At 70.5% G+C, this 11167-nt stretch carries 10 protein-coding genes; 7 read left to right on the top strand and 3 right to left on the bottom strand.

Annotated elements, in window-relative coordinates; translation table 11 throughout:
- The 4 genes from R6V09_RS34185 to R6V09_RS34200 all read left to right on the top strand — a co-directional run.
- On the top strand, positions 1-1717 hold a 1717-nt coding region (locus R6V09_RS34185; RefSeq protein ID WP_317885346.1), incomplete at its 5' end, for an ATP-binding cassette domain-containing protein.
- Positions 1714-2577, top strand: a complete 864-nt coding sequence (locus tag R6V09_RS34190) for an ABC transporter permease (RefSeq protein ID WP_317885347.1) — start codon at positions 1714-1716, stop codon at positions 2575-2577. The genes R6V09_RS34185 and R6V09_RS34190, both read left to right, overlap by 4 nt.
- A 147-nt stretch (positions 2578-2724) precedes the next feature.
- A complete protein-coding gene (locus tag R6V09_RS34195) occupies positions 2725-4302 on the top strand; it encodes a vWA domain-containing protein (protein WP_317885348.1) in 1578 nt (525 codons plus the stop codon).
- Positions 4303-4409: 107 nt separating this feature from the next.
- Complete coding sequence (locus R6V09_RS34200) at positions 4410-6347, top strand: AMP-dependent synthetase/ligase (RefSeq protein ID WP_317885349.1); 1938 nt, start codon at positions 4410-4412, stop codon at positions 6345-6347.
- 74 nt (positions 6348-6421) lie between these two features.
- On the opposite strand, the gene R6V09_RS34205 is transcribed toward R6V09_RS34200, so the two are convergent.
- Positions 6422-6832 carry a rodlin gene (locus R6V09_RS34205; RefSeq protein WP_019065695.1) on the bottom strand — a complete coding sequence of 137 codons (411 nt, stop codon included), beginning with the start codon at positions 6830-6832 and terminating at the stop codon, positions 6422-6424.
- Between the two features lie 218 nt (positions 6833-7050).
- Positions 7051-7464 carry a rodlin gene (locus R6V09_RS34210; protein WP_317885350.1) on the bottom strand — a complete coding sequence of 138 codons (414 nt, stop codon included), beginning with the start codon at positions 7462-7464 and terminating at the stop codon, positions 7051-7053.
- Between the two features lie 190 nt (positions 7465-7654).
- Here R6V09_RS34210 and R6V09_RS34215 point away from each other — a divergent pair, with 190 nt between their 5' ends.
- The 3 genes from R6V09_RS34215 (at position 7655) to R6V09_RS34225 (ending at position 9727) form a co-directional block, all read left to right on the top strand.
- A complete protein-coding gene (locus tag R6V09_RS34215; RefSeq protein WP_317885351.1) occupies positions 7655-8071 on the top strand; it encodes a rodlin in 417 nt (138 codons plus the stop codon).
- Between the two features lie 310 nt (positions 8072-8381).
- Entirely contained in the window at positions 8382-8609 is a 228-nt protein-coding gene (gene chpD / locus R6V09_RS34220) for a chaplin ChpD (protein WP_033284615.1), read from the top strand.
- A 107-nt stretch (positions 8610-8716) separates the two neighbouring features.
- A complete protein-coding gene (locus tag R6V09_RS34225; protein WP_317885352.1) occupies positions 8717-9727 on the top strand; it encodes a chaplin family protein in 1011 nt (336 codons plus the stop codon).
- A 54-nt stretch (positions 9728-9781) separates the two neighbouring features.
- Here R6V09_RS34225 and R6V09_RS34230 read toward each other — a convergent pair whose 3' ends face one another.
- Positions 9782-11038 (bottom strand): NAD(P)-binding domain-containing protein, encoded by a 1257-nt coding sequence (locus R6V09_RS34230; protein WP_317885353.1) that lies wholly within the window; start codon positions 11036-11038, stop codon positions 9782-9784.
- Positions 11039-11167 lie beyond the last annotated feature (129 nt).

The raw sequence follows: 11167 nt of genomic DNA on the forward strand, positions 1-11167 counted from the left end.
CGCGATCGCCCTGACCGGCCGCCCGGAGCAGAGCTTCACCAACCCGGCCGGCGCGAGCCCGCCCGCGATCTCCGCCCTCCCCGGCCTCGGCAGTGCCGGCGGCCTGTCCCAGCTGTCCTCCCTGGGCGTCGGCATCTCCCTCGACTTCCCGGGCCAGTACGCGGCGTTCGACTCCAAGCCCCTCACCCAGGGCCTCCGCATCACCGGCTCGCCCACGGTCACCGTCCACGTCAAGTCGACGAGCGACGACGCCGTCCTCTTCGGCAAGGTCTACGACGTCGGCCCGGGCGGCACCCAACAGGTGCTCCCCTCCCAGCTGGTGACCCCCCTCAGGGTCGAGGGCGCCAAGGCGGGCAAGGACGTCACGATCACCCTCCCGGCCATCGACTACGACGTCCAGAGCGGCCACCATCTGCGCCTGGTCCTCGCCTCGACGGACCTCGCGTACTCCTCCCCGGCGGCCCCGGCGACGTACACCGTCACCCTGAAGAGCGACCTCAAGGTGCCGACGGCCCCGGGCGTCACCACCGCGGCGGCGACGCTGCCCTCCTGGGTGTGGTGGCTGCCGCTGGCCGGCGCGGCGCTCGCACTGGCACTGCTGCTGACCGGACGCCGCCGCACCTCCGCGACACCCCCCGACCCCGAGCTGGCCGAAGTCCCGCTCCAGATCACCGACTTGAGCAAGCGGTACGCGAAGTCGGCGGACCGGTACGCGGTACGGGACCTGTCCTTCCGTGTGGAGAAGGGCCAGGTGCTCGGCCTGCTGGGCCCGAACGGCGCGGGCAAGACGACCACCCTGCGCATGCTGATGGGCCTGATCAAACCGGACGACGGCGAGATCAGGGTCTTCGGCCACGTGATCCGCCCGGGCGCTCCCGTCCTGTCCAGGGTCGGCGCCTTCGTCGAGGGCGCGGGCTTCCTCCCGCACCTCTCCGGCCGCGAGAACCTGGAGCTGTACTGGCAGGCGACGGGACGGCCGCCGGAGGACGCCCACCTGGAAGAGGCCCTGGAGATCGCGGGCCTCGGTGACGCGCTCGCCCGCGCGGTGCGCACCTACTCCCAGGGCATGCGCCAGCGCCTCGCCATCGCCCAGGCCATGCTCGGCCTTCCCGACCTCCTCATCCTCGACGAACCGACCAACGGTCTCGACCCGCCCCAGATCCGCGAGATGCGCGAGGTGATGATCCGCTACGCGGAAGCCGGCCGCACGGTCATCGTCTCCAGCCACCTCCTCGCGGAGGTCGAGCAGTCCTGCACCCACCTCGTGGTCATGGACCGCGGCCGACTCGTCCAGGCGGGCCCGGTCGCCGAGATCGTCGGCTCCGGCGACACCCTCCTGGTAGGGCTCGCAACAGACATCCCGGACCCCTTGGTGGAGAAAGTGGCGGCCCTGCCCGGGGTCGAGTCGGCAACACGAACAGACGGCGCCCTCCTGGTACGCCTGACGACAGCGCCCCAAAGGGGCGCGGGGCTGCATCCATCAGCGGCTCCGCCGCGGAGCGCGACCAGCCACGACGGCGCAGCAGACGAACAACTGCAAACCGCCGCACACTCGGGCACCCTCGCGAACGCCACCCGCGAAACCGACGGCACTGAAACACTCACCGCCGCCCGCCTCCTCGTAGAGCTGGTCCGCCTGGAGGTCCCGGTCTCCTCCCTCGGCCCCCACCGCCGCCTGGAAGACGCCTTCCTCACCCTGATCGGAGGTTCCGCATGAGCACGCTCGCCGAGCCCGTCGAGGTGGCCTCCGGCTACCGAGCGGGCCGCACACTGCCCCTCCGGGTCGAGCTGGTCCGGCAGTTGAAGCGGCGCCGCACCCTGGTCATGGGCGGCATCCTCGCCGCGCTGCCCTTCGTCCTGGTGGCCGCCTTCGCGATCGGCGGCACCCCGGGCGGGCGCAACACCCAGGTGACCCTGATGGACACGGCCACCTCGTCCGGCGCCAACTTCGCCGCGGTGAACCTGTTCGTGTCGGCGGGCTTCCTGCTGGTCGTCCCGGTCGCCCTGTTCTGCGGGGACACCGTCGCCTCGGAGGCCAGCTGGTCGTCCCTGCGCTATCTGCTGGCGGCACCCGTGCCCCGGGCCCGCCTCCTGTGGTCCAAGCTGGTCGTCGGCCTGGGCCTCAGCCTCGGCGCGATGGTGCTGCTCCCGCTCGTCGCACTGGCCGTCGGCACCGCCGCCTACGGCTGGGGTCCACTGGAACTGCCCACCGGCGGCACGATCGGCGCGGGCACGGCAGCCCAACGCCTACTGGTGGTCGTGGCGTACATCTTCGTGTCCCAACTGGTCACCGCCGGGCTCGCGTTCTGGCTCTCGACGAAGACCGACGCACCCCTGGGCGCGGTCGGCGGCGCGGTCGGCCTGACCATCGTCGGCAATGTCCTGGACGCCGTCACGGCCCTCGGCCACTGGCGCGACTTCCTGCCCGCGCACTGGCAGTTCGCCTGGGCGGACGCCGTACAGCCCCATCCCGAGTGGTCCGGCATGATCCAGGGCACCGCGGTCTCCGTTACGTACGCCATAGTGCTGTTCGCCCTGGCCTTCCGGGGTTTCGCCCGCAAGGACATCGTGTCCTAGGTCACCGGAGGATCACCCACCGGTCTCGACGGGCCTTGATCGCGACCCGTTCGAGACGCTTCCGCAACTCCCCGTAGCGCACGTTCCCGCCCCCTCCGCCGTCACAGTCGCAGAAACCGACGTCAACGGACCGAGGGGGCACGGGAGATGGAGTCCAACCAGACCGACCGAACACAACCGGGGCGGGAGTACGCACACCACCGCACCCGGCGACTGCGCGCCACCCTGCTCGCCCTCACCGCCGCGGGCGGCCTGCTCCTCACCGGCTGCGGCGCGGGCGAGGGCAGCCACTCCAACACCTCGGACGCGTCCAACCGGACCGGTTTCCCGGCCCCGGCGCCCGCCACCACCTCCGGCGGTGACAACAGCAGCGAACAGGACGGCGAGCAGACAAGCACCCCCGCCGACAAGATCGCCCCGTCCCCCGACTACCTCTCCACCTTCGCCCTCGACGTCGACACCGCCTCCTACGGCTACGCGCGCCGCGTCCTCGCCGACGGACAGCTGCCCGACCCGTCGACGATCCGCCCCGAGGAGTTCGTCAACAGCTTCCGGCAGGACTACGAACGCCCCGACGGCAACGGCTTCACGGTCACCGTCGACGGCGCCCGCACCGACAGCGCCAACTGGTCCCTCGTCCGCGTCGGCCTCGCCACCCGCACCGCCGACGACAACGCCGAACGCCCGCCCGCCGCCCTCACGTTCGTCATCGACGTCTCCGGCTCCATGAGCGAGACGGGCCGCCTGGACCTCGCCAAGAAGTCCCTCGACGAGATGACGGACCGACTGCGCGACGACGACTCGGTCGCGCTGGTCACCTTCAGCGACGAGGCCGAGACCGTCCTCCCGATGACCCGCCTCGACGGCCACCGCGGCGAAGTCCACGACGCCATCGACGAGTTGGAGACCCAGTCCTCGACCAACCTCGGCGCAGGCGTCGAGACCGGCTACGCCACCGCCGCCAAGGGCCTGCGCGAGGGCGCCACCAACCGGGTCGTCCTCATCTCCGACGGCCTCGCCAACACCGGTGACACCAACGCCGACTCGATCCTCGAACGCGTCGCGGACGAACGCCGCGACCACGGCATCACCCTCTTCGGCGTCGGAGTCGGCAGCGACTACGGCGACGCCCTGATGGAGAAACTCGCCGACAAGGGCGACGGGCACACCGCGTACGTCTCGAACGACGCCGACGCCCGCAAGGTCTTCGTCGACCAACTCCCGCAGAACATCGACCTCACCGCCCGCGACGCCAAGGCCCAGGTCGCCTTCGACCGCGAGACGGTGGCCCAGTTCCGCCTCATCGGCTACGAGGACCGCAAGGTCGCCGACGACGACTTCCGCGACGACAACGTCGACGGCGGCGAGATCGGCCCCGGCCACACCGTGACCGCCCTCTACGCCGTCCGCACCAGGCCGGGCGCCGACGGTCACCTCGCCACGGCCAGTGTCCGCTGGCTCGACCCCGACACCCGCGCCCCGCACGAGGAGTCGGGCCAACTGGAGACCGAATCCCTGCACGACTCCCTGTCCAGCGCCTCACCCCGCTTCCAAGTCACCGCCGTGGCCGCCTACTTCGCCGACTCGCTCCGCTCCGGCGACCTGCCCGGCGACCCCGGACTCGACGAACTCGCCGACCGCGCCCACGCGTTGGCGAAGAAGACGGAGGACAAGGACGTACGGCAACTCGCCGAGGCGATCGACGAGGCAAGCCGGATGAACTGAATCCGACCGAACCCGGACCCAACCCCACCGGCCCCATTGACCTTCCCCTACTTGCGAGTAAGTTGACGCCCCAGTCACCGTCTCACCGTCGACCGGGAGCAGCCGACATGGGCGTACGCAAGGACCTGAAACGGGCGCGGCAACGCACCGACCTGGCGGCCCGCACCCGGGTCGAACTCACCAGGGACGCGCGCGGCGTCGTACGAGAGGCGAGCACCCTGCCGCTCGCCCCGCGCCCGACGACCGGCAGCACCGCCGACCTCCCGTTCACCAACGCGGCGGAGGCACCCGACACCGTGGTCCTCCGCCGCGAACAGAACGGCACCTGGCATCCCGTCACCGCTGTCGCCTTCGCCCGTGAAGTCACCGCCACCGCAAAGGGGTTGATAGCGGCCGGCCTCGAACCGGGCGGCCGGGTCGCGGTGATGTCCCGCACCCGCTACGAGTGGACGGTCCTCGACTTCGCGATCTGGGCGGCAGGCGGCCGGACCGTGCCGATCTACGCCACCTCGTCCGCCGAGCAAGTGGAGTGGATCGTAAGGGACTCGGGCACCCGCTTCGTGGTCACGGAGACCTCCGAGAACACCGAAACGGTCATGACGGGCACCGCCCGCCACCCCCAACTCCCGCGCATCTGGCAGCTGGACACGGGTGCCATGGCCGAACTCACCACCCTGGGCCGGGACATCACCGACGAGGAGGTCACCAAGCGCCGTACGGCTCTCACCCCCGACACGGTCGCGACGATCTGCTACACCTCCGGCACCACCGGCCGCCCCAAGGGCTGTGTCCTCACCCACGCGAACCTGCACGCCGAGGCCGCCAACACGGTCGAGTTGCTGCACCCCCTCTTCACCGAGGTCACCGGCCAGGTCGCCTCGACGCTCCTGTTCCTCCCGCTCGCGCACATCATGGGCCGCACCCTGCAGATCGCCTGTCTGATGGCCCGCATCGAGATCGGCCACTGCCCGAGTATCAAGCCCGACGAACTCCGCCCGGCGCTACGGGAGTTCAGGCCCACGTTCCTGGTCGGGGTGCCGTACCTCTTCGAGAAGATCCACGACACCGGCCGCGCGACCGCCGAACGGATGGGCCGCGCCGCCTCCTTCGACCGCGCCGACCGCGTCGCGGTCCGCTTCGGCGAGGCGTACCTGAACAGGTTCCTCGGCACCGGCAAGGGCCCGAGCCCCGCCCTGTACGCCGCGTGGGCCCTCTACGACCTGCTGGTCTACCGCCGTATCCGCAGCGAACTCGGCGGCCGTATGCGGTACGCCATCAGCGGCGGCTCCCCGCTCGACCGCGACCTCAACCTCTTCTTCGCCGCGGCCGGAATCATTGTCTACGAGGGCTACGGCCTCACCGAGACGACAGCCGCCGCCACCATCGTCCCGCCGCTCAAGCCCCGCCCCGGCACGGTCGGCCTCCCGGTGCCCGGCACCACGATCCGCATCGCCGACGACGGCGAGGTGCTGATCAAGGGCGGGGTGGTCTTCGGCGCGTACTGGAACAACCCGGCGGCCACCGACGCCGTACTGCGGGACGAGTGGTTCGCGACCGGGGACCTCGGCGCGCTCGACGGGGACGGCTATCTCACCATCACCGGCCGCAAGAAGGACATCCTCGTCACCAACGGCGGCAAGAACGTCTCGCCCGCCGTACTGGAGGACCGGCTGCGCAGCCGCGCCCCGGTCGGCCAGTGCCTGGTCGTCGGCGACAACCGCCCCTTCGTCGCCGCGCTGATCACCCTCGACCCCGAGGCCCTCGCCCACTGGCTCTCGGTCCGCAAACTCCCCGCCGACACCCCGCTCGCCGACCTCGTACGGGACCCGCGCCTGCGCGCCGACGTGCAGAAGGCCGTGGACCACGCCAACCAGGCCGTCTCCCGCGCCGAGTCGATCCGCGCCTTCGCCCTGGTGGAGGGCGAGTTCACCGAGGACAACGGCCTGCTCACCCCGTCCCTGAAAGTGAAACGGCACGTGGTGACGGCGGCCTACGCGGACGACATCGAGGCGCTCTACACGAAGCCGAAGCCGCAACAGCCGTAGCGGAAGCGGCCCCACGACACGGAAGAGCGGGCCGCCGAGGTGCTCGGCGGCCCGCTCTCGTGGTGCTGGTGGGGTCAGCTGCCCACGGCGCCGTTGCCCGACAGGACCGGGATGTTGTCCAGGATGTGCGACAGCGGCTCGTCGCCCTTGGCCTGGGTGGAGTTCTCGGTGCACTGCTGGTTCTGCGGGGCCGACAGGATCGGCACGTCCTGCAGAACGGTGACCGGCACGACGCCGACGATCGAGGCCAGGTTCGCCTTGACCGGCAGGCCGACACAGGGCTTGTTCAGGGTGCCCTGGACGAGGGAGAGCTGGGGGCTCATGTCGCCCTTGGTCTCCTGGTTGCCGTACTTCTGCACGGCACCGTTGCCGTTGGTGGTGGTGACACCGTCGTCGTTGCCGATGGCCATCGCCGGGGTGGCGACGGCGGCGGTGGCACCGGCGATGGAGGCGGCAACAGCCGCGGTCGCCCACAGCTTCTTCATGTTCTATCCCTTTCGGAGGACGGACTCCCGTTGCGGAGCCGCGCGATGATCAACTGGGTGATGGCCGGTTTGGTTGCGGCCTTTGCCCTGAATGGCGCAATAAGTCGGCTGGAGTGACAAGTCGGCGCGGGGGCTGCCGGCCGCGGGGGATCGGCGCGCGGAGAAGGCAAGCCAACGGGCCGCCGAGAATTCGGCGGCCCGTGGTGCGCGTCCGGGAATCAGCTGCCCGCGGAGCCGTTGCCCGACAGGACCGGGATGTTGTCCAGGATGTGCGACAGGGGCTCGTCGCCCTTCGCCTGGGTGGAGTTCTCGGTGCACTGCTGGTTCTGCGGCGCGGAGAGGATCGGCACGTCCTGCGCGACGGTGACCGGCACGAGGCCGACCAGCGAGGCCAGGTTCGCCTTGGCCGGCAGGCCGATGCAGGGCTTGTTCAGCGAGCCCTGGATGAGCGCCATCTGCGGGCTCATGGTGCCGTACGTGGCCTGGTTGCCGTAGACCTGCTCGGCGCCGTTGCCGTTCGTCGTGGTGACGCCGTTGTCGTTACCGATCGCCATCGCCGGGGCGGCGACGGCAGCCGAGGCTCCGACGACGGAAGCGGCGACAGCCGCAGCAGCCATAACCTTCTTGATCACTTCATGATCCCTTCTGGAGTAACCCCGTCCACCGGAGCGACCTGAACAACTGGTGCCGGGCCGCATGGTTGCTCCGATTCACTCCAATGGCCCAGATGAATCCAACCGGGTGAAGTCGCGCAACCAATCCGGCCCGCCCCGGTTGATGGGGGAGCAGGAATTGTGTCTCTGCCAGGAAAGGACCGCAGAAATGCTCAAGAAGGCAATGGCTGCGACGGCTGTCGCGGCTTCCGTCGTCGGCGTATCGGCGACGGCCGCCCCGCAGGCGCTGGCCATCGGCAACGACAACGGCGTCACCACGGTCAACGGGAACGGTGCCGAGCAGGTCTACGGCAACGCCAAGACCACCGGCGACATGAGCCCCCAGCTCGGGCTCGCCCAGGGCGACCTGAACAAGCTGTGCCTCGGCGTCCCGGCCAAGGTCAACGCGGCCTCGATCGTGGGCGTGCTGGTGCCGGTCACCGTCCTCCAGGACGTGCCGGTCCTCTCGGCCCCGCAGAACCAGCAGTGCACCGAGAACTCCACCCAGGCGAAGGGCGACGAGCCGCTGTCGCACATCGCGGACAACATCCCGGTGCTGTCGGGCAACGGCGCCATCGGCAGCTGACCGTCCGTCAACAGAATGACCTGGGCGGCCCGCCGGAATTTTCCGTGCGGGCCGCCCGCGTCGCGTGAAAAAGCTGTCCCCTCTTGAAGAGAAGCGTTCCTGCGTTACTGCTGACATCACGTCACTCCCTGCGGCCATTACGTCAATTCGGTGCGGACGATCGAGTGAATTGTCAGATGTCGCACGTTCCTCAGTTTCTTCTGGTGTCTATCCCTCGTTTTACAGCCTGCAGGTCATGGTGCGAGCCGCCCAAGCTGTGCTCGCTCGGTTTCGGCCGTCATAGGGCATGACCGCAGAGAAGGGAACGTTCATGAAGAAGAGCGCTGCTGTTGTCGCTGGTGCGATCATGGCTCTCGGTATGGCCGCCCCGGCCTTCGCCGACGCCGGTGCCGAGGGCGCCGCTGTCGGTTCGCCGGGTGTCCTCTCGGGCAACGTGGTCCAGGTTCCCGTGCACATCCCCGTCAACGTGTGCGGCAACTCGATCGACGTGATCGGCCTGCTGAACCCGGCGTTCGGCAACACCTGCGTCAACGACTGACGACGTAACGCACCAGCCGCTCCGGCTGTGTCACGGCCGGCCTTGGACACTTTCCTGTTCCAAGGCCGGCTTTTTTTCCCACTTCTTCAAGCAGGAAGACAACGAGATTGCGACAGACCCTGGGTAAGGGAATGGTCGCGGCTGCCGCCGCGACAAGCATTCTGTCCCTGTGCGGCAGCCCCGCCATGGCCGACTCGTTCACGGCCGGCGCTGCCAAGGATTCGCCGGGCGTCCTGTCCGGCAACAGCCTCCAGGTCCCGGTCGACGCGCCGGTCAACGCCTGCGGCAACTCCGTCGACGGGGTGTCCGGACTCAACCCGACCTTCGGCAACTCCTGCGCCGGCGGCAAGGAATCGCACCGGCACGGCGAGCACACCGGACACCACCGGTGGACCGAGCCGTCCTACGGCGACTCCGACGACGACTCGGGCTACGGCTCCGACGATGACTCGGGGTACGGCTACGGCGACCACTTCGGCCATGGCTACGGCGATCACTCGGGCTACGGCTCGGGCGATCACTCGGGCTACGGCTCCGGTGACCACTCGGGCTACGGCTCAGGCGACTCGGACCACGGCAAGCCGGACTGCGAGGAGACGCCGCCGCCTCCGCACGGTGGGGACCACACCCCGCCTCCCACGGGCGGCGACCACACCCCGCCTCCCACGGGCGGCGACCACACGCCTCCGCCCACAGGTGGGGATCACACGCCTCCGCCTCCCACGGGTGGGGACCACACGCCCCCGCCGCCTACCGGTGGGGATCACACGCCTCCGCCTCCCACGGGTGGAGACCACACGCCCCCGCCTCCCACCGGCGGGGACCACACCCCTCCCCCCACGGGTGGAGACCACACCCCGCCGCCTACCGGCGGGAATCACACCCCGCCGCCGACCGGTGGGGACCACACGCCTCCGCCCACCGGTGGCAACCACACCCCTCCTCCCACGGGCGGCGACCACACGCCGCCGCCTCCGCACGGTGGGAACCACACCCCGCCGCCCGTCCTGGCGCACACCGGCAGTGAGGCCATGTTGGCCACTTCCGCCGTCAGCGCCGCGTTGATCGCGGGTGGCACGATCCTCTACCGACGAGGCCGAGCCGCGGCCCGTAGGTGATGCACACGGGGTGCCGGACGTCACCGCCCGGCACACCCGCACCGCACTACGGGGTCAGCGTCGTACGAAATCCAGTGCGCCCCGCCGCCCCGGTGCCGGGATCATGCCGCCGCGAGGCTCCGAGTGCAGCCGGCGCCGGACTCCCCGGACCAGCGCGCCCGCGGTGAACGTGGCGCCGTGCACGAAGCGCATCGCCGGGCCGAAGCCCGAGGCCGTCACCAGGCCCGCCATGAAGAGGCCGGGGTGCGAGGACTCGAAGTCCCGGCCGACCTCGGGGGAACCGTCGCCCACCGTGGCCAGGGATCCCCTCAACTCGCTTGAGAGCAGCCCGAGTCGCCCGGTCGTCGCCTTGAACCCCGTTGCCGCGATGACGTGTTCGGTCTCCAGGGAGCGTGTCCCGCCCGCCCCGCTCACCGTCTCCAGGCGGACCCCGCCCGGCACCACGTCGGCCGCCGCGACCTCGTGGCCGAGCAGCACCTCCACCGCCGGTTCGACCCGGTCCCGCACCCACCAAGCACCCGCCGGACCAAGGGCGTTGGCCGCGATCCTGGCCCGGGTCGACTCCGGGAGACGGCGGAAGAGGCCGGGGCGCTCGGCGTAGAACCAGTTGCGCCAGCCGGGGCCCAGGCCGCTGTGCGGGGAGCGGGCCTCCTGCCACCACGGGCGCTCCCAGGCCGGCGGCACGTCGTTCCAGTACAGCTCGTCGGCCCGCGCCAACACCCTTACCCGGGTGCCCTGTTCGGCGAGCAGGGCGGCCGTCTCCAGCGCCGCCTGGCCGCCGCCGATCACCGTGACGTCCTTGCCGCGGAAGTCGTCCAGCGCGCTGTGATGGCTGCTGTGCGAGACGAGGGACCGGCCCAACCCCCGTAGCGCGGACGGGATTTCGACGAACGGCATGACACCGATCGCGAGGGCGACGGTACGGGCGTGCAGCACCGTGCCGTCGTCCGTCACCGCCTCGAAGCCGCCGGGCACCGGTGCGATCCGTTCCACGGTCCGCTCGTCCACTTCGGGCACGGCGTTGCGCGCGAACCACAGGCCGTACGAGGCGAACATCTCGACCGGGATCGGCTCGCCGTGCCGGGACTCCACGCCCTGGGTCGTGCAGTACGCGTCGAGGGGCCAACGGCCCTCGGGGTCCGACAGGTTGGAGGCCCAGGGCTCCGACTTGAGGAACATGCCCCGGGGCATGTGGTCGCGCCAGGACGCCATCGGCCGGCCGAAGACGCGCAGGTTCAGCCCGGCGGCCGCGGCATGGGACGCGATGGACAGGCCGTACGGGCCCGCGCCCACCACCAGCAGGTCGTACATCAGCAACTGCTCGCTTTCTCGTCGTCGGACAACTCGGTCAACTTGGTCAACTCGGCTTGTTCGGCGGGCTCGTCGAGCGGGCTCGCGCCCGCCTGCCGCACCACCCGAGCCGCCGTGCGCGCCGGCACC

Origin of the sequence: Streptomyces sp. W16, from assembly GCF_033194735.1 — a bacterium.
Lineage (GTDB): Bacteria > Actinomycetota > Actinomycetes > Streptomycetales > Streptomycetaceae > Streptomyces.

What these genes read in the sequence shown, in the direction of transcription:
- R6V09_RS34190 (WP_317885347.1), top strand. Translation starts at nt 1,714, where the DNA reads ATGAGCACGCTCGCCGAGCCCGTCGAGGTGGCCTCCGGCTACCGAGCG.
- R6V09_RS34195 (WP_317885348.1), top strand. Translation starts at nt 2,725, where the DNA reads ATGGAGTCCAACCAGACCGACCGAACACAACCGGGGCGGGAGTACGCA.
- R6V09_RS34200 (WP_317885349.1), top strand. Translation starts at nt 4,410, where the DNA reads ATGGGCGTACGCAAGGACCTGAAACGGGCGCGGCAACGCACCGACCTG.
- R6V09_RS34205 (WP_019065695.1), bottom strand. Translation starts at nt 6,832, where the DNA reads ATGAAGAAGCTGTGGGCGACCGCGGCTGTTGCCGCCTCCATCGCCGGT.
- R6V09_RS34215 (WP_317885351.1), top strand. Translation starts at nt 7,655, where the DNA reads ATGCTCAAGAAGGCAATGGCTGCGACGGCTGTCGCGGCTTCCGTCGTC.
- chpD (WP_033284615.1), top strand. Translation starts at nt 8,382, where the DNA reads ATGAAGAAGAGCGCTGCTGTTGTCGCTGGTGCGATCATGGCTCTCGGT.
- R6V09_RS34230 (WP_317885353.1), bottom strand. Translation starts at nt 11,038, where the DNA reads ATGTACGACCTGCTGGTGGTGGGCGCGGGCCCGTACGGCCTGTCCATC.